This is a genomic window from Kitasatospora sp. NPDC023120 (genome assembly GCF_055560835.1).
This window is the reverse complement of the sequence record NZ_JBVHHY010000011.1, coordinates 1-23,368: the sequence shown is the minus strand read 5'-3', so window position 1 is coordinate 23,368 and position 23,368 is coordinate 1. Positions and strand designations below refer to the sequence as shown.

General features: G+C 72.8%; 23 protein-coding genes. 18 read left to right on the top strand and 5 right to left on the bottom strand.

Going from position 1 to position 23,368, the window contains the following annotated elements:
* Positions 1 to 75 precede the first annotated feature (75 nt).
* The 6 genes from ACZ3TI_RS17630 to ACZ3TI_RS17605 all read left to right on the top strand — a co-directional run bounded on the left by ACZ3TI_RS17630 (position 76) and on the right by ACZ3TI_RS17605 (position 5,278).
* Entirely contained in the window at positions 76 to 1,047 is a 972-nt protein-coding gene (locus ACZ3TI_RS17630; RefSeq protein ID WP_465727118.1) for an ATP-binding cassette domain-containing protein, read from the top strand.
* Positions 1,047 to 1,868, top strand: a complete 822-nt coding sequence (locus tag ACZ3TI_RS17625; RefSeq protein WP_465727117.1) for an ABC transporter permease — start codon at positions 1,047 to 1,049, stop codon at positions 1,866 to 1,868. The genes ACZ3TI_RS17630 and ACZ3TI_RS17625 overlap by 1 nt, the downstream gene beginning before the upstream one ends.
* A 93-nt stretch (positions 1,869 to 1,961) precedes the next feature.
* Positions 1,962 to 2,948 (top strand): aldo/keto reductase, encoded by a 987-nt coding sequence (locus tag ACZ3TI_RS17620; protein WP_465727116.1) that lies wholly within the window; start codon positions 1,962 to 1,964, stop codon positions 2,946 to 2,948.
* 176 nt (positions 2,949 to 3,124) lie between these two features.
* Positions 3,125 to 3,739: a TetR/AcrR family transcriptional regulator gene (locus ACZ3TI_RS17615; protein WP_465727115.1), complete on the top strand. Its 615-nt coding sequence runs from the start codon at positions 3,125 to 3,127 to the stop codon at positions 3,737 to 3,739.
* A gap of 105 nt (positions 3,740 to 3,844) precedes the next feature.
* Entirely contained in the window at positions 3,845 to 4,432 is a 588-nt protein-coding gene (locus tag ACZ3TI_RS17610) for a DUF4188 domain-containing protein (protein WP_465727114.1), read from the top strand.
* A 576-nt stretch (positions 4,433 to 5,008) separates the two neighbouring features.
* On the top strand, positions 5,009 to 5,278 hold the full coding sequence (locus ACZ3TI_RS17605; RefSeq protein WP_465727113.1) for a hypothetical protein: 270 nt from the start codon (positions 5,009 to 5,011) through the stop codon (positions 5,276 to 5,278).
* 23 nt (positions 5,279 to 5,301) lie between these two features.
* Here the strand turns inward: ACZ3TI_RS17605 and ACZ3TI_RS17600 are convergent, their stop codons facing one another.
* Positions 5,302 to 6,153: an SCO6745 family protein gene (locus ACZ3TI_RS17600; protein ID WP_465727112.1), complete on the bottom strand. Its 852-nt coding sequence runs from the start codon at positions 6,151 to 6,153 to the stop codon at positions 5,302 to 5,304.
* A 278-nt stretch (positions 6,154 to 6,431) separates the two neighbouring features.
* Between ACZ3TI_RS17600 and rpe the strand changes: the two genes are divergently transcribed.
* The 3 genes from rpe to ACZ3TI_RS17585 all read left to right on the top strand — a co-directional run bounded on the left by rpe (position 6,432) and on the right by ACZ3TI_RS17585 (position 8,827).
* The gene (gene rpe / locus ACZ3TI_RS17595) at positions 6,432 to 7,115 is read left to right on the top strand and encodes a ribulose-phosphate 3-epimerase (RefSeq protein WP_465727111.1); all 684 of its coding nucleotides are present in this window, start codon (positions 6,432 to 6,434) and stop codon (positions 7,113 to 7,115) included.
* A gap of 175 nt (positions 7,116 to 7,290) precedes the next feature.
* Positions 7,291 to 8,250, top strand: a complete 960-nt coding sequence (locus tag ACZ3TI_RS17590) for a pirin family protein (protein ID WP_465727110.1) — start codon at positions 7,291 to 7,293, stop codon at positions 8,248 to 8,250.
* Positions 8,251 to 8,536: 286 nt separating this feature from the next.
* On the top strand, positions 8,537 to 8,827 hold the full coding sequence (locus ACZ3TI_RS17585) for a hypothetical protein (protein ID WP_465727109.1): 291 nt from the start codon (positions 8,537 to 8,539) through the stop codon (positions 8,825 to 8,827).
* A gap of 16 nt (positions 8,828 to 8,843) precedes the next feature.
* On the opposite strand, the gene ACZ3TI_RS17580 is transcribed toward ACZ3TI_RS17585, so the two are convergent.
* Together ACZ3TI_RS17580 and ACZ3TI_RS17575 are read right to left on the bottom strand one after the other, a co-directional pair.
* Entirely contained in the window at positions 8,844 to 10,847 is a 2,004-nt protein-coding gene (locus tag ACZ3TI_RS17580; protein ID WP_465727108.1) for an ATP-binding protein, read from the bottom strand.
* A 68-nt stretch (positions 10,848 to 10,915) separates the two neighbouring features.
* On the bottom strand, positions 10,916 to 11,116 hold the full coding sequence (locus ACZ3TI_RS17575) for a hypothetical protein (protein WP_465727107.1): 201 nt from the start codon (positions 11,114 to 11,116) through the stop codon (positions 10,916 to 10,918).
* Between the two features lie 110 nt (positions 11,117 to 11,226).
* Here ACZ3TI_RS17575 and ACZ3TI_RS17570 point away from each other — a divergent pair, with 110 nt between their 5' ends.
* The 3 genes from ACZ3TI_RS17570 (at position 11,227) to ACZ3TI_RS17560 (ending at position 14,479) form a co-directional block, all read left to right on the top strand.
* The gene (locus tag ACZ3TI_RS17570) at positions 11,227 to 12,738 is read left to right on the top strand and encodes an MFS transporter (protein ID WP_465727106.1); all 1,512 of its coding nucleotides are present in this window, start codon (positions 11,227 to 11,229) and stop codon (positions 12,736 to 12,738) included.
* Between the two features lie 103 nt (positions 12,739 to 12,841).
* Complete coding sequence (locus ACZ3TI_RS17565) at positions 12,842 to 13,063, top strand: hypothetical protein (RefSeq protein WP_465727105.1); 222 nt, start codon at positions 12,842 to 12,844, stop codon at positions 13,061 to 13,063.
* A 69-nt stretch (positions 13,064 to 13,132) separates the two neighbouring features.
* Complete coding sequence (locus tag ACZ3TI_RS17560; RefSeq protein ID WP_465727104.1) at positions 13,133 to 14,479, top strand: carotenoid oxygenase family protein; 1,347 nt, start codon at positions 13,133 to 13,135, stop codon at positions 14,477 to 14,479.
* A gap of 608 nt (positions 14,480 to 15,087) precedes the next feature.
* Here the strand turns inward: ACZ3TI_RS17560 and ACZ3TI_RS17555 are convergent.
* Positions 15,088 to 15,453 (bottom strand): nuclear transport factor 2 family protein, encoded by a 366-nt coding sequence (locus tag ACZ3TI_RS17555; RefSeq protein ID WP_465727433.1) that lies wholly within the window; start codon positions 15,451 to 15,453, stop codon positions 15,088 to 15,090.
* A gap of 156 nt (positions 15,454 to 15,609) precedes the next feature.
* Between ACZ3TI_RS17555 and ACZ3TI_RS17550 the strand changes: the two genes are divergently transcribed.
* From ACZ3TI_RS17550 to ACZ3TI_RS17535, 4 genes are all read left to right on the top strand, one after another.
* Positions 15,610 to 16,053 carry a MarR family winged helix-turn-helix transcriptional regulator gene (locus ACZ3TI_RS17550; protein WP_465727103.1) on the top strand — a complete coding sequence of 148 codons (444 nt, stop codon included), beginning with the start codon at positions 15,610 to 15,612 and terminating at the stop codon, positions 16,051 to 16,053.
* 341 nt (positions 16,054 to 16,394) lie between these two features.
* Entirely contained in the window at positions 16,395 to 17,027 is a 633-nt protein-coding gene (locus tag ACZ3TI_RS17545) for an RNA polymerase sigma factor (RefSeq protein ID WP_465727102.1), read from the top strand.
* Positions 17,024 to 17,839, top strand: a complete 816-nt coding sequence (locus ACZ3TI_RS17540) for a hypothetical protein (RefSeq protein ID WP_465727101.1) — start codon at positions 17,024 to 17,026, stop codon at positions 17,837 to 17,839. Before ACZ3TI_RS17545 ends, ACZ3TI_RS17540 begins: the two co-directional genes overlap by 4 nt.
* Positions 17,840 to 18,040: 201 nt before the next feature.
* Entirely contained in the window at positions 18,041 to 19,213 is a 1,173-nt protein-coding gene (locus ACZ3TI_RS17535) for an alpha/beta hydrolase (protein ID WP_465727100.1), read from the top strand.
* Positions 19,214 to 19,320: 107 nt separating this feature from the next.
* On the opposite strand, the gene ACZ3TI_RS17530 is transcribed toward ACZ3TI_RS17535, so the two are convergent.
* The gene (locus tag ACZ3TI_RS17530; RefSeq protein ID WP_465727099.1) at positions 19,321 to 20,781 is read right to left on the bottom strand and encodes an MFS transporter; all 1,461 of its coding nucleotides are present in this window, start codon (positions 20,779 to 20,781) and stop codon (positions 19,321 to 19,323) included.
* 195 nt (positions 20,782 to 20,976) lie between these two features.
* Here ACZ3TI_RS17530 and ACZ3TI_RS17525 point away from each other — a divergent pair, with 195 nt between their 5' ends.
* Both ACZ3TI_RS17525 and ACZ3TI_RS17520 read left to right on the top strand, forming a co-directional pair.
* Entirely contained in the window at positions 20,977 to 21,324 is a 348-nt protein-coding gene (locus ACZ3TI_RS17525; protein WP_465727098.1) for a YciI family protein, read from the top strand.
* Positions 21,325 to 21,391: 67 nt separating this feature from the next.
* Positions 21,392 to 22,663 (top strand): RNA polymerase sigma factor, encoded by a 1,272-nt coding sequence (locus ACZ3TI_RS17520; RefSeq protein ID WP_465727097.1) that lies wholly within the window; start codon positions 21,392 to 21,394, stop codon positions 22,661 to 22,663.
* Positions 22,664 to 23,368: the final 705 nt, after the last annotated feature.

The following is a 23,368-nucleotide window of genomic DNA, read 5'->3' as shown; positions in this document are numbered from 1 at the left end:
ATACGTACGGCGTACGTAGTAGGATGCGCTTGCGCGCGCTTCTACGTACGCTGTACCTAGAGAAGGGGCAGAGCCATGTCCGACACCACCCGGCCCGCCATCGAGATGGCGGGCGTGGAGAAACGATTCGGTGCCACCGAGGCCCTGCGCGGCCTCGACCTCACCGTCCCGGCCGGCACCGTCTGCGGTCTCCTCGGCCCCAACGGCGCCGGCAAGACCACCGCCGTCCGCGTTCTCGCCACCCTGGTCGCGCCCGACCGCGGCACGGCCAAGGTCGCCGGGCACGACGTCGTCCGCGCCGCCGAGGACGTCCGGCGCTCCATCGGCCTCGCCGGGCAGCACGCCGCGGTCGACGAGGGCATCACCGGGCGCGACAACCTCCACCTGCTCGGCCGGCTGCACCGCCTCGGCGCCCGCCGGGCCCGGGAGCGCGCCGACGAACTGCTCACCCGCTTCGACCTCACCGGGGCCGCCGACCGGCTGGTGCGCACCTACTCCGGCGGCATGCGCCGGCGCCTCGACCTCATCGCCAGCCTGGTCACCAGCCCGCCCGTGCTGTTCCTGGACGAGCCGACCACCGGGCTCGACGCGCGCAGCCGGCAGGACATCTGGGACACCGTCAAGGAGTTGGCGGAGGACGGCACCACCGTGCTGCTCACCACCCAGTACCTGGAGGAGGCCGACCGGCTGGCCGACGAGATCGTGGTGGTCGACCACGGCGCCGCCATCGCCACCGGCCCGCCGGACCGGCTCAAGGCGGCGATCGGCAGCCAGGTCTCCGTCACCCTGGCCGACCCGGGGCAACTCGCCTCCACTGCCGTGGTGTTGTCCGCGCTGACGGGCGGCGACGCGCAGGTGGACGTCGCCGAACGGACCGTCACGGTGCTGACGATGCCGGGCGCGTCCGTCCTGCTGCCCTCGCTGGTACGGGAGTTGGACGGAGCCGGGGTCGTCGCGGAGGACGTCGCGGTGCGGGCGCCCTCGCTGGACGACGTGTTCCTCGCGCTGACCAAGGACTCCGCCGCTGCCGTGGGGAGGGCCGCCTGATGGCCATCGCCGGGTACGCCGCTCCGCGACCGTCCGCCGTCGGCCGGCTGGGCTCCGACACCTGGACGTCGATGCTCCGCATCCTGCTCAACTACCGTCACTCACCGGGCCTGTTGGCCGCCTCGCTGGGCGTCCCGGTGGTCATGGTGGTGGTCTTCGGGTACGTCTTCGGCAGTGCCATGCAGGTGCCGGGCGGCGGTGACTACCGGGAGTTCCTGATGCCCGGGCTGTTCGCCATGGTCGCCACCAACGGCATCATGCCCACCATGGTCGGCGCCGCCCGCGACGTCGGGCGCGGGGTCACCGACCGGCTGCGCTCCATGCCGGTCTCGCGCACCGGCCTGCTGCTCGGGCAGACCCTCGCCGACCTGCTGGTCTCCACGGTCGTCCTGGCGCTGCTGGCCCTGGTCGGGCTCGCCGCCGGATGGCGCGCCCGGAACGGACTCGACGACGCCGCAGGGGCGTTCGCGCTGCTGCTGCTCTTCCGGTTCGTGATGACCTGGGTCGGCACGCTGCTCGGCCTGACCGTCGGCAAGGAGGAGGCGGCCGGCCAACTCTCCGTCGTGGTCTTCCCGGTGGCGATGGTGACCAACGCGTACGTGCCGACCGGGGGTATGCCCGGCTGGCTGCGCTTCGTCGCGGACTGGAACCCGATCAGCTCCGTCGTCCAGTCCTGCCGGGAGCTCTTCGGCAACCCCTCGGCACCCGGATCGGCCTGGCCGATGCAGCACGCCGTGCTCGTCGCGCTGCTCTGGAGCGCCGCACTGCTCGTGCTCTGTGTGCCGCTCACCGTACGGAAGTTCGCCATGCACGGGCGCTGACCGAAGGGGCCCGCTGCGGGGGTGGCCGGGGCATTCGGCACGCCCGCGAAATGTGCTGGACAGGGGGGCCGGTGTGGTCTTGGGTGGGGCGCCATGGAGTACACCCACCTCGGCCGCACCGGCCTGACCGTCTCCCGCCTCTGCCTCGGCACCATGAACTTCGGCCCGCACACCGAAGAGGCCGACGCCCACCGCCTCATGGACACCGCCCACGACCGCGGCATCAACTTCTTCGACACCGCCAACAGCTACGGCCGCGACAGCGAGGGCAACCTCAGGGGCCGCACCGAGGAGATCATCGGCCGCTGGTTCGCCCGGGGCGGCGGCCGCCGCGAGCGCACCGTCCTCGCCACCAAGGCCTACGCCGACATGAGCGACTGGCCCAACGACGGCAAGCTGTCCGCGCTCGCCATCCGCAGGGCCGTCGAGGCCAGCCTGCGCCGGCTGCAGACCGACCACATCGACCTCTACCAGATGCACCACATCGACCGGGCCACGCCCTGGGAGGAGATCTGGCAGGCGATGGAGGTCCTGGTCGCCCAGGGAAAGATCATCTACGTCGGCTCCAGCAACTTCGCCGGCTGGCACATCGCCCAGGCCCAGGAGGCCGCCCGCTCCCGCCACTTCCTCGGCCTGGTCAGCGAGCAGTCCCTCTACAACCTCCTCGACCGCACGATCGAACTCGAGGTCATCCCCGCCCTCCAGCACTACGGCCTCGGGCTCATCCCGTGGTCCCCGCTGCGCAGCGGCCTGCTCGGCGGCATCCTGCGCAAGGAGCGCGAGGGCACCCTGGGCCGCAGCGCCACGGGCTACGCGCGCGAGCTCCTCGCCAAGCACCGCGACCGCATCCAGGCCTACGAGGACTTCGCCGAGGAACTCGGCACCGACCCCGCCGACCTCGCCCTCGCCTGGCTGCTCTCCCGCCCGGCCGTCACCGCCCCCATCATCGGCCCCCGCACCCCGGCCCACCTCGACACCGCCCTCGCCGCGCTCGACCTCGAGCTCGACCGCAAGACCCTCGACCGCCTCGACGAGCTCTTCCCGGGCCACCGGCCCGCCCCGGAGGACTACGCCTGGTAGGACGCCCGCCCGGACCCGGCCCGGCCCTGGCCACGGCCCTGGCCCCGGCTGTCCGGCTGCGCCCGGCTGCCCGCCCGGCCTTGCCTGGCCCCGCCCGGCCCCGGCTGTCCGACCGAACCCGGTCGCACGGCCGGGGCCGACTCCGTGGTCCGGCCGGCTGTGGTAGCAAGGCGGGCATGAGTGAGACCAGGGAGCGGGAGGCGTACCACCACGGGGCGTTGCCGGAGGCGCTGGTGGCGGCGGCGTTCGAGGTGCTGGACGAGCAGGGCCAGGAGAAGGTGAGCGTGCGGGAGGTGGCGCGGCGGGCGGGGGTGTCGGCGGGGGCGCCGTTCCGGCACTTCGCCGACCGGCAGGCGCTGTTGACCGCCTTGGCGGACCGGGTGCTGGCGGACTTCGTGCGGTGGCAGGAGTCGCAGGTCGCGGCCGCCGGACCGGACAGGGGTTCGGTGATGCGGACGATCGGGCTGGGGTTCGTCCGGTACGCCGTGCACCATCCGCGGCGCTTCGAGCTGGTGCGCTCGCGGGTGTTCGCGGCCGCGCGGGAGCCGGAGCTGCGGGAGCAACTGGACGGGATCGACCGGGCGTTGATCGACGTCGTGGCCGCGGACCAGGAGGCCGGCCGGTTGCGCGCCGGGGACCCGGCGCTGGTCGGGCTGGCCGGGCAGGCGCTGGTGTACGGGCTGGCGCAGATGATCGTCGACGGTTACCTGCCGGCCGAGAAGGCGGAGGAGCTGGCCGCGCAGGTCCTCGACACCTTCGGCCAGGGGATCGCCAACCGGCCTGCGCAGTAGCCGAATTGTGGTGGTGGAGAGCCTTGACCGGGTCATCGCCCCCTGATGTAATCGCTGATTACATCAGGGGCGGGCGACGCCCCCGGCTGGTAGGGGGAGGCAGAGATGCCGTTGTTCGCCAAGCCACAGCGCGGCTACACCACCGCCGCGGCCACCGGCGACACCGTGGTGCTGCTGATCGGCATGCGGATCAACCGGTTCTGGGCGGTGCACCACTGGGGCCCGGTCATGTTCGCGATGTTCCGGATGCTCCACGAACTGCGCCGCGCCCCCGAGCGCGGCCTCCTCGGCCGTATCCTGCTCACCGCCTCGCCGCGCACCTACTACGTCGTCCAGTACTGGGAGTCGAAGGAGAAGCTCTACGGCTACGCGGCCGCGCCCGACGGCTTCCACCACACCGCGTGGGGCATCGCCAACCGCAAGCAGCGGGAGGGCAAGCTCCGCGGGCACGTCGGGCTCTGGCACGAGACGTACGTCGTGCCGGAGGGCGGGTACGAGTCGATCTACTTCGACATGCCGCCGTTCGGCCTGGCCGGTGCCACCGGCGCGATCCCGGTGGAGCGGCGCGGACGGCGCGCGGCGCAGCGGCTGGCCTACCGGTCCAGCGAGACCGGCGGGGCGGGGGACTCCGCGGGCGCCGGGAAGCGGCTCGGGGACGAGGAGGCGGTGGGCGACGGCGCGACGGGCGCGTAGGTGGTGGGGGTGGAGGGCGAGTCCGGTCCCATGGTGACCGCCAGGTAGATCCACGGCGCGATGAAGATCAGCGCGCCCATCGCCAGGATGGCCAGTACTCCCAGAGCGGCCTTCTTCACTGCTGCCTCCTGCGTTCTCGTCCACGGCGTGATCACGTTAGGAGAACCCGCAGGTCGGCCGCCTGAGTACGGGTACTCAGGGAGTGTCGTGAGTTGTCCGGTCACCCGGCGTGAGAGCGTCGGGGGATGTACCGGGCGCAGTGGGAGTCCCCGGAGCTGGTGCGGGAGATCGTCGACGGACGGCTGGACGCGGCCGCGGACCCGCGCTGGGGGCAGTCCGGGGCGGCCGACGCGCAGGAGTACGCGTGGTGGTCGTGGCGGCTGTGCGGGGTGGCCTGCCTGCGGATGGCGCTGGAGCACTGGTGGGGCGTGACGCCGACGGCGATGGCGCTCGCGGGCGAGTGCGTGGCGGCCGGCGCGTACGTGCGGGACGGCGAGAGCCTGCACGGGCTGATCCCGGCGCCCGTTCGCCGAGTACGTCCGGCGGCGGTGGGGACTGGCCGCGCAGGCGCGGGAGTTGACGCCCGAGGAGGTGTCGGCCGCGCTGGTCGGCGGGCGGCTGGTGATGGTGTCGGTGCACCCGTCGATCCGGGAACCGGCCGGGCCGGAGCCGGTACGGCCCGGCGGGCACCTGGTGCTGGCGGTGGGCGCCACGGACACGGCGCTGCTGGTCCACAACCCGTCCGGTTTCCCGGGGGAGTCGCAGGCCTTCGCGCGCGTGCCGTGGCGCTCGTTCGGGGCGTACTACGCGGGGCGGGGCATCCTGCTGGGACCGCCCGGGGTGTAGCGCCTCGGCGGCCGTGCGCGGTCCTACGGGTTGTCGGGCAGTCCGGCCGGGTTGACCGGGAGCTGGCCACGACAGAGTGCCGATATCGGCTTCAACGCGGCTGCCAGGGTGTCGAGTTCGGCACGCGGGTAGTTCTCCCACACCCGGGCGGCGGCCAGGTCGGTCGCCGCTTCCAGGCTCTGGTGGCGGATCCGGCCGAGCTCGGTCACCGAGCCCTGCGCCGTCAGCCAGCCGCGCTCGACCAGGCGCTCGGTGGCGGCGTCCCACTCGGCGTCCGTCCACCCGCGCAGCGGCTGGATCATCTCGCGCCGCATGTCCATCGCGCACCGGACCACCAGCGCCTCGCAGCCGTCCAGCCCGGCCGTCACCAGCGCGGCCACGTGGCCGTCCCCGCGGTGCTCGCGCATCACGGTGGCGGCCTGCCAGAGCCGCTCGTACAGTCCGGTCGGCCGGGGGAGCGCGGCGTTGGCGGCGGCCAGCACCCGGCCGGTGCAGTCCAGCCGGGCCGCGACCTGCTCCAGCGTCTCCGTGACCAGCTCGACCTGCTCCGGGTCCACGTGCTCCAGCAGCCGGCCCAGCGTCGCCGCCGCGCCCTTCAGCCGGGCGGCCAGCACCTCCTCCGGGCTCGCGTGCGTCCACGCCTCCGGCAGGGCGCGCTCGACCATGGCCGGGGCGAAGTTGAAGAACGCGGCGATCACCGGCGGTGCGTCCACCGCTCCCAGCGGCGCCGAACGGCTCGCGAAGTAGCTGTGCAGGCGGCCGTGCAGCCCGGCCGCCTCGAAGGCCTCGCGGGCATCGGAATGGAAGGCGGAGACGGCGTGCACCGGCTCGAAGAGCCACCACAGGGCGCGGGCGGGGTGGACGAGATCGGTCATCGGGGACCTTCCTCGGACGGAGCTCGGGCGGGAGCGGGAGCTCGGCTGGTCGGGACGGTCCGGCGGGCGTCGGACGGCCCGTGGCTCGGACCGCGCGGACGGGAGCGTGGACCGCTCAAGTGCTGATGACCACGGCGGCGGCCCCGGTAACCCCGAGTGCCCTGTGATGCCGGTCACGCCCGCGTCGCGGTGGGCGGTGGGCGGCCGCGCGGCGGGAGATGATGGGGCGAGGTGCCCGCTCCCGGGGCGCCCCAGCCCTCATGTGAAGGTAGTCGGTCATGGCCCAGATCAACCCCAGCATCCTCAGCGCTGACTTCGCCCGGCTCGCCGACGAGGCCGAGGCCGTCCGGGGTTCCGACTGGCTGCACGTGGACGTCATGGACAACCACTTCGTGCCCAACCTGACCCTGGGCGTCCCGGTGGTCGAGTCGCTCGCCCGCGCCACCGACATCCCCCTCGACCTCCACCTGATGATCGAGGACCCGGACCGCTGGGCCCCCCAGTACGTCGAGGCCGGCGCCGGCTCGGTCACCTTCCACGTCGAGGCCGCCGCCGCGCCCGTCCGGCTCGCCCGCGAGATCCGCGCCAAGGGCGCCCGGGCGTCCATGGCGCTCAAGCCGGGCACGCCGATCGAGCCGTACGAGGACCTGCTGCCCGAGCTCGACATGGTGCTGATCATGACCGTCGAGCCCGGCTTCGGCGGCCAGGCGTTCCTGGACATCATGCTGCCGAAGATCCGCCGCACCCGGGAGCTGATCGCCAAGCACGATCTGGAGCTGTGGCTGCAGGTGGACGGCGGCGTCGCCGCGAGCACCATCGAGCGCTGCGCCGAGGCGGGCGCGGACGTGTTCGTGGCCGGCTCGGCGGTGTACGGCGCGGAGGACCCGGCGGAGGCCGTCCGCAACCTTCGGGACGCCGCCGTCAAGGCCTCGGCGGACGCCTGGTGGGCCTGCCGGCACTGAGCCCGGGCGGCCTCGCGGCCGTCGGCCGCTGACCGTCGGGCGCTCATCGCCGACCGCCGGATGGCCGGGCGCGGGTGGAGGAACGTCGGACCGTGCCGGATGATCGGTGACGAACCGACCGGCGGCGGACCGCGCCCCCGCCCGGCCGCCCTCCTCGTACGGTGGTGGAACCGCGATGAGCAACCTCGACCTCAAGCCCACCCCGACCGCCTGCGGCCGCGAGGCCGCCGGCGGGCCGGTGAAGGACCTGCTGACGCCCCGTCAATTCCCGCTCGGCGGAAGCACGGTGGTCCGACGCCTGCTCCCCAACCTCGGCCGCCGGATGGTCGGCGCCTGGTGCTTCGTGGACCACTACGGACCGGACGACATCGCCGACGAGCCCGGCATGCAGGTGCCGCCGCACCCGCACATGGGCCTGCAGACGGTCAGCTGGCTGCACGAGGGCGAGGTGCTGCACCGCGACAGCCTCGGCAACCTGCAGACCGTCCGCCCGTACGAACTGGGCCTGATGACCTCCGGCCGGGCGATCTCCCACTCCGAGGAGTCCCCGCGCCCGCACGCCCGCCACCTGCACGGCGCCCAGCTCTGGGTCGCCCTCCCGGACGCCCACCGGCACACCGCCCCCGCCTTCGAGCACCACCCCGACCTGCCCGTCGTCACCGCCCCGGGCCTGCGCGCCACTGTCATCCTCGGCACTCTCGACACCGCCACCTCGCCCGGCACCACCCACACCCCCCTCGTCGGCGCCGACCTCGCCCTCACCGAGGGCGCTGACCTGCGCCTGCCCCTCGTCCCCGACTTCGAGTACGCCGTCCTCGCCATGTCCGGCCGCGTCGACGTCGACGGCGTCCCCGTCGAACCCGGCTCCATGCTCTACCTCGGCTGCGGCCGCCCCCACCTCCCCCTCCGCGCCCACACCGACGCCGCCGTCCTCCTCCTCGGCGGCGAGCCCTTCGACGAGAAGATCGTCATGTGGTGGAACTTCATCGGCCGCTCGACGGAGGACATCGCCCAGGCCCGCACGGACTGGATGACGGGCACCCGCTTCGGCGAGGTCCACGGCTACGCCGGCTACCGCCTGCCCGCCCCGGACCTGCCCGCGATGCCGCTGAAGCCGCGCGGGCGGGAGCGCTGAGCCGGGCTTTCGTGGCGGTGGGTGGAGGGCCCGCGAAGGGAACTCTCGCCCTGCCGTCGCTGCCTGGTGGGCGTCAGGGCGTGTGCATGGCGGCTTGGATCAACGACGTGTGTGTCGGTGGTCGGTGCCCTTCTTGGCCTTGCAGTAGTGGACCTGCCTGTGCTGCCACCGCTGGGGCCTGTCCAGCGGATCTGCCCGGGAGCAGCTCGCCGCGTGGCCTCATCTGACCAGGGCGCCGGCGAGCTGTGGGCTCGGAGAGACGCTGCTCTTCGAGGGCAGCGAGATTGTGCACCTTCACGTCGGCACCGGGATCGACGTCCGTCTGACCCGTTCGGTGATCAGCAGGTCCGCCCCGGAGCTGCGACTGTCACCGGCCGTGGGGCTCTTGGACGGTTCGGCGTGGATCACGGTCCAGGTGGAGAGCGATGAGGACGCCGACCAGCTGATGACGTGGCGACCGCTGGTTGAACAGCAGCCCACGCCGCATCAGCACGGCGGGGCTCTGCGTCACGTTGCTCAAGCCCCCCGCGATGGGGTACGGCGTGAACGACGTGAAGGGGCAGTGCCTCGGGGATGACGCCGATGTCAGGACGTCACTGATTGGGGCCGCCGAGTTCGTGCTGCCACAGGCTCTCGCAGAGCAGGTCCAGGCCGTGGCGGAGATGGCGGCGGTAGGTGCCGTAGGGGAGGCCGAGGCGGCGGGCGGCGGCTTCCTGGGTGGGGGCGCCGGAGAAGTAGCCTGCTGTCAGGGCGTCGCGGGCGCGTACGCCGCGCGGGTCGGCGGCGAGGTCGTCGACGCAGCCGCGCAGCAGGGCCCGCAGGTCCTGGGCGGGATCGCCGAGGTCGGCGGCGAGCCGGGTGCGCATCAGGGCACAGGCTGCGAAGGCCGCGGTGTCGCGCCAGTGGGTGAGGGCTTCGCGGACGGCCTGGTCGAAGGTGGCGCGTGAGAAGCCCGGCGGGCCTGACGGGGCCGGTACGGCGGTGGCGGCGATGAAGTGGCGCAGCCAGGTCTCGACCGGGGTGCGGCGCCAGTCGACGGCGAACAGACCGTAGGTGTGTTCGCCGACCTGGGGGCGCGCGGTGGTGTCGGTGAGGCTGCCTTTGACGCGTTCGGCCCAGGCCTGCGCGTCCTGCCAGACGGCGAACCCGTAGGCGCGGCCGCGCGCCCGGGCGGACTCGGCCTGGGCACGGGAGCTGCTGAGGTCGATGACGCGTGAGGGTATCTGGTAGCGCTCGGGGTAGACGGTGAAGCGGCTGATGCCGATGTGTTCGCCGGGGCGGACCGGTCCGGCGGTTTCGGTGTACTGCCAGGCTGCCGCGACGACGGGGTCGGTGGCGAGGTCGTCGGGGTCGGGTGGGGCTTGCAGGGCGAGGCGGGCGGTGAACGCCACGATCCGGCCCGTGGTCACCAGGCGGTAGACGCTGAAAGCTTCGGGCTGGCGGTCGGCCCAGTAACGGACCAGGGCGGCGGAGGCGGGGCCCTCGGTCTCCGTGGCCATGCGGAGCACGGTGTCGAGGTCGTCAGGGTGCAGGGGCCGGTCGTGGACCTCGTCCTCGCGGGACCAGGTGCGGGTGCGGGCGACGATCCGGCCGTCGCGGAAGAGGTGGAAGAGCTCGTCGGTGACGGTGAAGACCTGGTCGTCCGGGGCTTCGCGGAGCAGGCGCAGGTACTCCTCGGCCAGGCGTTGGCGCATCGTCTCGAACGCGCTGGGGGCGCGCCAGCGCAGGTCTGCGGCGAGCGTCTCGCGGGCGGCGTCGTGGGGGTGGAGTCCGCGGTGGGTGGACTCCATGAAGGGGAGGTCGCGCAGCCAGGTGAACAGCTGGTGGGCGTCCTGGTCGGGTAGGACCGCGGCGAGCAGTTCCTCGGAGGTCGAGTAGGCCTGGGCGGCCACCTCCAGGGCGCGGCGGTGGGCCGCGCTGGGTACCTCGCCGATCAGGCCCGCCAGCAGGGTGCGCAGGATGTCGGCCGATGGCGCCCAGGTCTCCTCGCGGCCCCAGTCGGCCGTTCCGGCGGCGGCCGCGAGGGAGAGGGCCAGCGGGTTGCCTCCCGCGAAGCGCAGGATGCGCTCGCGCAGGCCCGGCAGGGCCTGGGTGGTGGTCAGCAGACTGCGGGCCTGTTCCTCGGAGAACGGCTCCAGTTCGTGGACGTGGAGGATCTCGGTCCAGGCCGGGTCGGCGGTCCATTGTGGCTGGGGCGCCTGGCGGCCGGCCAGGACCACCAGGGTGTTGTCGGCGGCGCGTGGCAGGAAGCGCTGCCACAGCCAGCTCTCCAGCCACTGGCAGTGCTCGAAGGAGTCCAGGAACAGGACGGTGCCGGGCTCCTGGAGGAACTGCGCGGCCTCGCGTTCGAAGTCGGCCGGGTCGCGGGCCACGAAGCGGCCGTCCAGGTCCAGGACGGTGCGGCCGGCCTCCCGGGCCTGGTCCGCCAGGCGCCGCAGCAGCGTCGACTTGCCGATGCCGCCAGGCCCGAACACGTAGAACGCGAACGGGACGTCGCTCTGGCCGGCCAACGCGCTTGCGAACTGCTGGCGTTCCTCGTCCCGGCCGACGAACGCCTGAAGGCGCGCGCTGCTGAGCCGTTCTCCCACCGACGCCATGGCGACCCCCCTTCTCACGGCGCGGCAGCCGCGCACCCGTCGATCCCCACCGGTCCACTGTCACGATCCTAGCCACGCGGGCTGATCAGCCGGGAAGGGCGAACCGCGTGCTCGGACACGGGTGTGAACTCCAGCGGCAGTGCGGTGGGGCCGCGGGTGTAGAGGCCGGTCTCCCGGTACACGGAGCCGGGACGGTGGCGCAGCTGGTCCAGCAACGGAAGCAGCAGCGCAGGCCTTTCGGACGACGGGCTGCTGCGGAGTGTAGACATCCCAGGTGTCCGGCCGACGCTCCTGGGTGGACAGGCGTGGACAGCGGTGGACAGCAGAGCACCGCGCCGGGGCTGGGAAGTGGACAGCGGTCACGGCCAGGCTTCGAGCCGTGAACCCCACCGATGTCACATCCGGAGCCCTCGCCCCGCAGGGCGCATCCGCGTCCCGCGTCAACACCGCCACCGCTCGCCGTCCGGCAGCCGCGCTCGCAGCGCTGGCCGGGGCGCAGTTCACCGTCATGATGGCCACCTCGATCGTGAACGTGGCGCTGCCTCAGATCCGCACCGGCCTTGGCCTGTCGGACGCCGGCACCACCTGGGTGGTCAACGCCTACGGGCTGGCCTTCGGCGCCCTGCTTCTGGCCGGAGGCCGGACCGCGGACCTGCTGGGCCGACGCCGGATCCTGCTGGCGGGCCTCGCCGCCTTCGCGGCGTCCTCACTCGCCGCGGGCCTCGCCACCTCCTCCTCGCTGCTCATCGCCGCCCGGGCCGTACAGGGCCTGGGAGCAGCGGCCATCGCCCCCGCCGCACTGGCCCTGCTGATGGACCTGTTCCCGGCCGGCCCCGGTCGGGGAAAGGCGCTGGGCGTCTGGGGAGCAGTCTCGGGCGCCGGAGGCGCGGCCGGGGTCCTGCTCGGCGGGGTACTCACCCAGGCGTGGGGCTGGCCGTGGATCTTCCACGCGGTCGCCATGGGCGCCGTCCTCATGGTGGTCGCCGTCGCCCGCTGGGTCCCGGCGGCACCGGCCCGCAGCCCTGGCCGCTTCGACGTCCTGGGCACCGTTGCCGTCACCGCCGGCCTCACCGCCCTGGTGTGGGGCCTTACCACCGCCCGCCGCACCGGCTGGACCGAACCGACCGTCCTGACCGGCTTCGCCGTCGCTGCCGTGTTGCTGACCGCGTTCGCCCTGATCGAACGCCGTCACCCGGCCCCGCTGCTGCCGCCCCGCCTGTTCCGGACCGGCCGCGTCGCGGCGGGGAACCTGCTGATGGCGCTGCTGGGATCGGTGTGGATCGCCCTGTTCCTCTTCCTGCCGCTCTATCAGCAGCAGGTCCTCGGTGCCGGCCCGCTGGCCGCCGGACTGGGTCAGCTTCCCCTCGCCTTCGCCAACATGCTCGGCTCCGCACTGGCGCAGCGTCTCTCCCGCCGCTTCGGCGCTGCCGCGACCGTGACCGGCGCGTTGCTGACCGAGGCCGCCGGACTGCTGTGGCTGTCGCGGATCAGCGCCCACGGCAGCTACACGGCGGACGTGCTGGGCCCCAGCATCCTGATCGGCCTGGGTCTGAGCGTCGCCGTCGTCCAGCTCACCGCGCTGTCCGTCGAAGGCGTCCCCGCACTGGACGCCGGACTCGCCGGCGGCCTGGTCAACACCACCCGCCAGGTCGGCGGCGCGATCGGCCTGGCCGTCCTGGCGACCCTCGCCGGCACCGCCACCGCCCACGCGGCCGCCCACCAGCCCCACCTACAGGCGCTGACGGCGGGTTACCGCCTCGTGTTCCTCACCGGTTCCGCCGTCCTGGCCGCCACCGCCGTGTTCGCGCTGGCGCTCACCGGCCGAAGCGCCGCACCGGACGCCGGCCGGACCGACGCGGTCCGCCCCCGCCGCGCCGACGGCCGCAGCTGACGCCGCACCTGGTCGCGGCACCCACCCCACCGCTTGTGGCGAACGGCACCAGGCCGCACGCCGTACGTCCGGCAAGAAACCGCCATCACGAAGGGAACCCGCCATGAAGGTCAGCCTGCCCCGTGCCACCGCCGCGCTGATCGCCACCGCGGCCGTCTCCGCCGGCCACCTCAAGGGAGCACCCAAGCCGTTGGCCGTGCCGTTGGCCACCCTCCTCGACCTGAACGCCCACCACCAGATCACCTCCGACCAGGACTACTACAGCCTGAACGCCGTTCCGGCCCAGTCCGGCCTGCCCGCCGACTGGACCCCTCCCACCCGCTGACCGGCGACCAGGACCGCAGTACAGCGTCCACACCCACCCGTCGCACCGTCACACCGAAAGGTTCTTGCCATGACCAGCGACAAGCCCTACTTGACCGGCCACTACACTCCTGTCGCCGACGAGATCACCGCCACCGGCCTCACGGTCGAGGGCACCCTTCCACCGGAGCTGACCGGCCGGCTGCTCCGCAACGGGCACAACCCCAAGCCCGGCGTCACCCCCACCCACTGGTTCAAGGGCAGCGGAATGGTCCACGGCATCCGCCTGCGCGACGGGCGGGCCGAGTGGTACCGCAACCGCTGGGTGCACACCCCCGCCCTCGACGGCGCCCCCTACATGACCGAACACGGACCCGACCTCACCGCCAGCACCGCCGGAACCCACATCATCGAACACGCCGGCAAGCTCCTCGCTCTGTGCGAGGCGAACCTCCCCTTCCAGCTCACCGCGGAACTGGACACCGTCGGCACCTACGACTTCGACGGCAAACTGCGCACCGCCATGACCGCCCACCCCAAGACCGACCCGGTCACCGGGGAGCTCCACTTCTTCGCCTCCTCCCCCTTCCCGCCCTTCCTGATCCACTACGTCGCCGACGCCATGGGCCGGATCGTCCACAGCGCCGAGATCCCGGGAGCGACGGCCGCCCTCAAGCACGACTTCGCCCTCACCCGCCGCCACGTGGTCTTCATCGAGGGCAACGTCACCTTCGACCCCGGCGACCACTCCGGCATCCCCTACGGCTGGAGCGACGCCCAGCCCGCCCGGATCGGCGTCCTTCCCCGCGGAAGCGACGGCGCCAAGGGCGTGCGCTGGTTCTCGATCGAGCCGGGCAACGTGCTCCACGTCGCGAACGCCTACGAGGACGGCCAGGGCCGCATCGTCGTGGAGGGTCCCACCGTGGACCGGGAGGGCTTCCGGCTCTCCTGGAACTGGTGGATCGGCGCACCCGGGCGCGGCACCGAGCCCGTCTCCCGCTCCTACACCCGGCGCTGGGTCATCGACCTGGCCGAAGGCACCGTCGACGAGCAGATCATCGACGACCTGCCGGTGGAATTCCCGACCCTCAACGAGAACTACCTGGGTACCGAGAACCGCTACCAGTACGCCATCGCCTTCCCCGACGAGGAGGGCTTCGGCGGCTACGGCATCGTCAAGTACGACCGCGCCACCGGAGCCCGCCGCATCCGCCGGGCCGGCGACGCCCGCATGCCCAGCGAGGCCGTCTTCGTCCCCGCTGCCGACGCCACCCGCGAGGACGACGGCTACCTCCTCACCGTGGTCTCCGACCTCAAGCAGGACACCTCCCAGCTCCTGGTCCTCGACGCCGACAGCCTTGAGCCGGTCGCCACCGTCCACCTGCCCCACCGCGTCAGCGCCGGACTCCACGGCTCCTGGATCACCGACGCCCCCTAGGCTGACCCGCGCATCCGGGAGGGCGGGAACCGCCCGCCCTCCCGGGAAGTCCTGATCACCAGGCGCCCGGATCAGGTCTCACGAATACAGGAACGCAGATGTATCGCACCGACATCACCAAGGACCTGACCGACCTGCTCTTCACCCCGGGCCTCGACCGCAGGCCGCCGGTGGAGGCGTAGGCGCCGTCGTCCGCTTCCACGTGGACCAGCGGCAGGTCCGGCCGCGAGTCGACGGTGATCAGGGCGGTCGGGCTCATCAGCGGTGGCTGCCGGGGTGGTGGACTGACCGAGCGCCAGCATGAACGGGTGCACCGCCACGGCCGTGGAGAAGTGTGGTCGGGACTCGGCAGATCTCGCGGGCGATGAACCGATTGAAGCAGCGGCGAGCCGACCGGCCGACCGGCCGCCAGAGCGGCGGCCTCGTCGTCGACACGGTCGGCTCGCCCTGCCCGCGGCGTGCCTGGCGGTTCGGGTGGTCGATCCCCACCACGGTCACGCCCCACTTGCGCGGGTGGCGGGCGAGGCCGGCGCTGCCCCGTTCAGGACCCAGGGCCAGTCAGCGGGCTGGTCGGCCTGACCGGGAACCGCTCATGAACACCCGGGCCGTCAGCGGGCGCTGCCGATGTTGCGGTCGCTGTCGGCGCCCTGGAGCATCAGGGTGGTCTCCTCGATGCGCCGGAATCGACCGTCGGGGGCGAACTCGCCGAAAAGGTAGACCTCCACGCGGACGGAGGAGCCGTCGGTCTTTTCGACATCGATGATGTGCCGGTCGGCGTACAGGTCGCCCTGCACGAGTTCCTCCAGCACCTGGATCGAGCCGCCCACGACGATGCCGCGCAGGTGGGCGATGTGGGCCGTGAACTCGCTCCGGTCGGCCCAACTGCCGTCGGTGCGCTGGCGGTAGTCCGGGGCGAAGTGCCGGTCAAGGGCCTCGGACAGCTCCAGCTCCGGCGTGAAGAGCAGGTCGGTCATGGCGGAGACGACGTTGGTACGGAAGGCAGTGGTGGTCACAGCGGTCCTCACGGAAGGGTCGGGAACATGGGTTCCTGGATCGGAGATTTGCGTGCGTCGAGCACGCATTTGAAGAGTACTACAGAGTGCGTGCGCCGCGCACGCTAATCTGGAGGCATGTCGCACGATGTAGGACACGAGATCGCCGACGCGCTGGCAATGCTGCTCAGGCGCGACACCCGGACACGGCTGCACCAACGCCTGACCGAGGGCCTGGGCGACGCCGTGGACGAGACCACCTACCCCGTCCTCAGCGGGCTGGCCCGCATCGGCCCGCGCAGCGCCGCCGACCTCGCCGGCGAGATCGGTCTGGACCGCTCCGGCGTGACCCGCCGCGCCACCCGCCTGGAGGACGCCGGTCTCCTGCGCCGCGAACCCGACCCCCGCGACCGGCGCGCCACCCTGCTCGCGCTCACCGAGGCCGGGCAGCAGACCGTGGACGTCACCCGACACCGCCTCGCCGCGCACATCGAGGCATCCCTTGTTTCCTGGCCGCCGGCCGAGGCCCGCACCTTCGCCCGCAACCTCCAGCGCTTCGTCACTGACGGCCCCTTCACCTGATTCGGAACCGGACGCCACCGCACCCGCTCGGGGCGGCGCCTCGGCCCGGGTTGCGGGCCTTGCACTCGGCCGCGTCGCAGCTGGCCGCCTTGCCGCTGCCGAAGGCGGCCGACGGGCGGATCGTCCTGACCGTGGACGTGAGCAGCTGGCTATGCCCCGACGCTCCGCCCGGTCGTGCACGCCCGCCGGGTGATCTCGGACGGCTCGCCCCTCCGTCCGGCGAAGAACAGGCCACGCGACCGGTCGGGCAGACGGTGAGTGCTGGACCGTGTGATGTGCGTCATGGGAACCGGCCTGGGCCGGCACACCAGATAGCGGGCGTGGACTATTCGGATCCAGAAATGCGGACTCGGGTGCGGGCCGGTGACCGGGACGCGTTCGGGCAGCTCTTCGACGCGTACGCGCGGTCGGTGTACAACCACGCGTTCCGGCTCACCGGCGACTGGTCGGCAGCGGAGGACGTGATGTCGCTGACCTTCCTGGAAGCATGGCGTCAGCACGGCCGGGTCGGCGCCGAGGGCGGGTCACTGCGGCCCTGGCTGCTGGGCATCGCCACCAACCTGGTCAGCAACCAGCGCCGGGCTGCCCGGCGGCACCGGCAAGTGGTGGCCCAACTGCCGCCCGTGCCCGAGGGCGTTCCCGACTTCGCGGAGGAGGCGGTCGGGCGGATCGACGACGCGGCGCGGATCGCCGCCCTGCAGGACGCGTTGGCGCGGCTGCGACGCCCGGACCGCGAGGTGCTGGCCCTGTGCGTGTGGGCCGGCCTGGACTACCGGGAGGCCGCCGAGGCCCTCGGCGTACCGGTCGGCACCGTCCGCTCACGGCTTTCCCGCGCCCGGGCCAAGCTGCACCGCCTCACCGAGGCGGCCGCCCGCCGGGGCCCGCAGAAAAGGACGGAACTCGGCCGCGACCCGCACCAGATGAACAGTGGGCCCGCGACCGCGGCCCTGTCCCCCAAGGAGGCACACCAGTGAACGCCGACCAGCGGCCGGATCCGGTCGAGCGCGCCGAGCAGCTCGGGCAACTGCCCCTGCCGGCCGAGCGCGACCTCCCGCCGGGACGCCACGCCCTACACCGGGAGCGACTGATGCGCCGGATCGACCTCGACACCCCCGTCACCTCGCCCACCGCCTCGCCCACCGGGCGGCCCGCCCGGCCGCGCCTGCGGCGGCGGCTGACCTTCACGCTCGCCGGCGCCCTCGCCGCGGGCACGGCCGTGGTCGGCGTGACCCTGTACGACCGGGCGAACAGCGGGCCGCTGAGTTCCGCCGAGCTCGCCAGCTGGACCGGCAACCCGAGCTCCGTGGACACCTCGACCGGCCGGGGCGCCACCGCCCTGAAGTGGTGCCTGAACGGGATGCCGGACGTCGGCGGGCCCGTCACGATCACCAACGCGGACCTCCGGGGCAAGGTCACCTCCATGGTGGTCGCCCGCGGCGGCACCGTCATGCTCTGCTACGTCGCCTCGAAGGACAGTGGTCTGTCGATGTCGATCGGTGCGGTGAAGCCCGTCGCGCGCGATGTGATCACCTACGACACGGGTGGCTCCCACGGCAGCGGCTCGGCCACGTTCAACTACGCGGAGGGCCTGGTCGGGGCTGACGTCAAGGCGGTCACCATGGAGGACGCCGGGCGGACCTTCGAGGTCACCCTGGACAACGGTCGCTGGACCGCCTGGTGGCCCGGCTCCGACCACGACAACGGCGGCGTGCCCGACTCGGTGACCCTCACCCTCGCCGACGGCACCACCCACACCGTCACCGGGGACTCGCTGTTCCGGAAGTAGGCCGGGGCGGTCGAGCGGTGGCGGTGTCCGGTCCGTCCACCGGACGCCGCCACCCCACCGCGCACCGGCTGCACGGCGGACCGCCCTCGACCACTCCCAGGAAACTCCCAGACAGAGGCAACCGAACAGCCGTTCCAGGCAGTCACCCATGAGACCGGGCACACGGGCCCGGGCGGCACAGAAACCAGGCACACGAACGCAATGAACCTGACCGGCACCCCTTTCCTCGTCCTCACCGTCGTCCTGTTCACGGCCGCCATGGCGCTGGCCATGGCGCAATGGCTGGGCACAGGGGCCCTCTTCGGGCCGGCGCGGACAGCGGAAGGGCGGCGCACGCCACTGCGCGCGCTCTCGTACCTCGGCACCGTGCTGCTCTGTCAGTTCACCGCCGTGGCCCTGGTCTTCGTACTCGTCAACAACCAGAACCAGCTCTACGACAACTGGGGAGACCTGCTCGGCACCTCCAGCCACGTCCGGGCCGTGCCCGTGCCCCCGAAGGACGAGGGGCTCGCCGGGGACCAGGTCGCCGCCTCCGCCGGCCCGTCCGGCACCCCCGCGCCGAAGGTGGTGCAGGCCTTCCACGCGCCCGACTCGGACGCGGTGCCCAGGAGCGTCAAGCAGGCCGACCTCAAGGGCAGGCTCTCCGGAGTCGACGGCGAGGTGCTGGTCTGGACGCCCCCGCAGTACGACGACCCGGCCTACAAGGACAAGACCTTTCCGGTGGTCGAACTGCTCGTCGGCTTCCCCGGATCCTCCAGCGCCTGGTTCGGCGAGGCCATGGAGGCGGCCAAGCAGCTCGAACCGCTGATGAAGTCCGGTCAGGTGACGCCGTTCATCCTGGTCGCACCGCGCGTCACCCTCCTCGGCAAGACCGACACCGGGTGCGCCGACATTCCCGGCAAGGTCAACGCCGACACCTGGCTCTCGCGGGACGTCCCGCAGATGATCGTGGACAACTTCCGGGCCGACACCACCGCGGACCGCTGGGCCCTGTCCGGCTACTCGGCCGGAGCCCACTGCGCCCTGCGCCTCGCGCTCGCCCACCCCAACCGGTACCGCGCCGCGATCAGCATGTCCGGCTACAACGACCCGGCCGGCGAACCGGCCTCGCTGACCGCCAAGGACCCGAAGCTGCGCGAGAGCGCCAATCCGCTCCACATCCTCACCCATGCCGCGACCCCGCCGAACGTCGCGCTCTACGTGACCGGCAAGCGGGGTGACGGGCTGGAGGACGCGACCGCCCTCCAGCAGGCGGCGAAGAGCCCGACCACCGTCACCCCGTTCGAGACCACCGGCGCGCACCTGACGTCGACCTGGAAGCCGCTGGTCGTCCCGACCTTCACGTGGCTGACCGGGATCATCCCGCCCCGCTGACGGCCCAGCCGTCCCGTGCTCACGCTCTACGCGGGCGGTCAGAGCAACGGCTACAACACCTGGTGGGCCGCGAGGCCCGTGGGGGGCGGGCGTGGCGACGGACGCGATCAGGCGTTCGGCCGCGCCGCCTCGGGCTCTGCAGCCCGGGAAGCCGCGTGATCCTCAGGTGGTGGGACGGGGCGCCGCGGAGCGAGCAGGGCGGAGACGATGCCGCCCGCCGCCAGCCCGGCGCCGACCCAGAGGGCGGGCTTGAAGGCGTCGATGAAGGAGTCCGGCGACCCGTAGACCGCCGGGCCGGTGAAGACAGCGGCCAGAACGGCGATGCCGAAGACGCCGCCGAGCTCCCGCATCGCGCTGTTGGCTCCGGAGGCGATCCCGGCCTCCTGCCGGGGCACCGATCCCATCACCGCGTTGGCCACGGTCGGGAAGCACATCGAGGTCCCGATCCCGGCCACCGTCAGGGCGATGCTCAGTTCGAGGTATCCCATCCCCGGCCGGGCGATCGCGGCGACCCAGCCGAGCCCGATCGCCTGCAGCGCCAGGCCTGTGGCCATGAACGGCCGGTTGCCCCACCGGTCCGCCAGGGCGCCGGCGACCGGTGCGATCAGCATCGGCGTCGCCGTCCAGGGCAGGATCCGCAGGCCGGCCTCCAGCGGTGAGTTGCCGAGCCCGATCTGCAGGAACTGCGACATCAGGAAGAGCGCGCCGAACAGCGAGGCGTACATGAAGAAGCTCACGCCGTTGGCGGTGGCGAAGCCGCGCAGGCGGAACAGGCCGAGGGGCAGCATCGGGTTACGGGCCCGTTGCTGCCAGCGGACGAAGCAGACGACGAGGGCCGCGCCGGCCGTCAGCGAGCCGATCACCTGGCCGCTGGTCCAGCCCGCCGTGTTGGCGCGCACCAGCCCGAAGGTCAGGCCCAGGAAGCCGGCGCCGGCCAGTACCAAGCCGACCGGGTCGAGTCGCGGCCGTGGTCCGTAGCTCTCGGTGAGCCGGAGCAGGGCGAGCGGGACCAGGGCGAGCCCGATCGGGACGTTCAGCCAGAAGATCCACTGCCAGTCGAGGCCGCCGCTGATCGCCCCGCCGACCACCGGACCCATGGCGACGGCCGCACCCGCGATGCCGCCCCACATCCCGATCGCCATCCCGCGCTTCTCGGCCGGGAAGGCCTGGCTGATCAGGGTCAGTGTCAGCGGCATGACGATCGCCGCGAACCCGCCCTGTACGGCACGGGCCGCGATCAGCGCGCCGACCGAGGTCGAGAGCGCCGCCGCGCCCGAGGCGAGCGCGAAGCCGAGCAGCCCGATCGCGTACATACGCCGTCTGCCGAAGCGGTCGCCCAGCGCGGCGCCGGTCAGCAGCAGGCAGGCGAAGCTGAGGTTGTAGGCGTTCACCGTCCATTCCAGGTCGGTGAGCGACGCGTGCAGGTCGGCCCGCAGCACCGGCAGGGCGGTCGCCACCACCAGCGTGTCGAGGGCGACCATGAACAGCCCGAGCGAGGCCAGGGCCAGGGTCCAGCCCCGCCGCGGCAGGGCGGTCGCGGGGGCACGAGGAGAGAGTTCGGAAGACATGGCGTCCGCTCCGTTTCCGCAGGTCGCGTTCATCACCGGTCGGAGTCCGGTCTCACTCCTTCGACGGGTGGGATCCGGCCGGATCGACACCGCCGCAGGAAGATGGCCGGGTGGGCCCTGTCGATCCGCGCGGGTGCCGCACGTCGGTTCTACGGAGGGTCCGGTCCGCGGACCCGAGCGAGAGGGGAGCGCGCCATGGCGCAGTACCTGATCCTGATCTACGGAGACGAGACCTCCTGGGCCGCCGCCCCGCCCGAGGTGGTGGAACGGGTCCACGCCGACCACCGGGCCTTCCAGGCCCGCAACGCGGCAGCCGTCCTCGGCGGCAACGCCCTGCACCGCACCGACACGGCGACCAGTCTCCGCAACGACGGCACGGGTGGGCGGACCGTCACCGACGGACCGTTCGCCGAGACCAAGGAGGCGCTCGGCGGCTACTACCTGGTGGAGGCCACCGATCTGGACGAGGCCATCGCCGTGGCCCGGCAGGTCCCGGCCCCCTTCGGAGGCGTCGAGGTCCGCCCGATCCGGGTGATCGAGTGACGGAGACCGGCCGAGATCACCTGACACCGGCCGGAACGGGCCGGGACGATGCGCTGACGGAGCCGTGATGCCCATCGATCCCGCAGTCGCCGCTGCGGTCGCCGATGCGCACCGCCGTGAGTGGGCTTTCGTGCTCGCCGCGACGGCGCGCGTCACCCGTGACCTCGACCTCGCCGAGGAGTGCGTCCAGGATGCCTACGCCAAGGCCCTGACGGTCTGGGCCGAGCGCGGCATCCCACGGCGCCCCGGCGCCTGGCTCACCACTACCGCACGCAATCGGGCGCTGGACGAGCTGCGCCGCCAGGCCGCCCTCCGCCGGAGCCTGCCGAAGCTCGCCGCGACCGAGGACACCCCGGTCGCACCGGGCGCAGGAGCCGACGAGGACGCGACCGACGACTACCCGGACGACCGGCTCCGGTTGATCTTCACCTGCTGCCACCCCGCCCTCACCGAAGAGGCCCAGGTCGCACTCACGCTGCGATTGCTGTGCGGCCTGACCACGGCCGAGGTGGCCCACGCCTTCCTGACCGGCGAGGCGGCGATGGCCGCCCGGATCACCCGCGCCAAGCGGAAGATCAGCACCGCCAGGATCCCCTACCGGGTACCGCCCGCCGGTGAGCTCCCCGAGCGGATCGACGCCGTCCTCACCGTCGTCCACCTGCTCTTCACCACCGGCCACACCGCTCCCGCAGGGGAGGATCTCATCCGCCGCGACCTGGAGGAGCGCGCCCTCGACCTGGCCCGGATGCTGCGCACCCTGCTCCCCGAGGACGCCGGCGTCGCCGGACTGCTGGCCCTCATCCTGCTCACCGACGCCCGGCGGGAGACCCGGTCGGGCGAGGACGGCCGGATGCTGCTGCTCGCCGAGCAGGACCGAACGCGCTGGGACCGGACTGCCATCGCGGAGGGCCTCGTGCTCGTGCGAGAAGCCCTGGCGCGACGCCCGCCGGGGCGCTTCGCCCTGATGGCTGCCATCGCCGCCGTTCACGCCGAGGCGCCGAGCTGGCAGGAGACCGACTGGCGGGAGGTGGTCGCGCTCTACGACCTCCTGGTGCGGATCTGGCCCTCCCCGGTGGTGGCCCTCAACCGGGCGGTGGCGGTGGGCTTCGCCGACGGCCCCGCCACCGGACTCGCGGAACTCGACGCACTCGCCGCCGAACCGCAGCTCGCGGGCTACGGCTACCTGGCCGCCGCCCGGGCCGACTTCCTGCGCCGGCTCGGGCGGGTGACCGACGCCCGCCTGGCGTACGAAGAGGCGCTTCTGCTCACCGAGAACACCGTCGAACGCGAATTCCTGACCGGCCGGCTGCGGCAGTTGGAGCCGCCCGACGCCCGCTGAACGAAGGGGAGCGAAGGGGGACGCACACCGGTGGACACGCCGGATCCCCGCGGTCGTAGGCTCTGCCGGATGAACGAGAGTCCCGCCACCGCCGGGTCCGCGGTACCGGCCCGAAGCCTGGTGGTCGACGACGACCCGACGGTGGCCGAGGTCGTCGCCGCCTACCTCTCCGGGGGCCGGCCACCAGGTCGACCTCGCCGCCGACGGCCCGAACGGCCTCGCGACGGCTCGGGCGAACCGGCCCGACCTGCTCGTCCCGGACCTCATCCTGCCCGGCATCGACGGTCTGGAGGTCTTGCCTCGGTTGCGTGCAGACAGTGGTGCGGCCAAGGCACTCCTCAAGGCCCGCTGGGACAAGCCGAACGCTTGCGGCGCCCCTGCGCCCGCTACTGGGCCCGCGCGCACCCCGGGGAGGCCTTGCAAGACTTCCTCGACACCTCACCGGCCCTACGCCGGGCCTCCCGGAGCGTCGGACTCGGAGACCAGATCGCGGAGACGGTGCGGGACGTCCGATATCCACCTCGCCGTCCTTGCCGAACGCCGGGACGTGCAGTTGGAGTTCACAGTCGATCCCCGACCCGTGGCGCACGTGGAGTTCCGAGGTAGGACGCCGCCCCACTACGACGACCTCGCCCGGGCGCTCGACGAGCACCGGCCGGACCTGGTGGTACTCGCCACCCCGACGGAGACACACGCCGAGCTGAC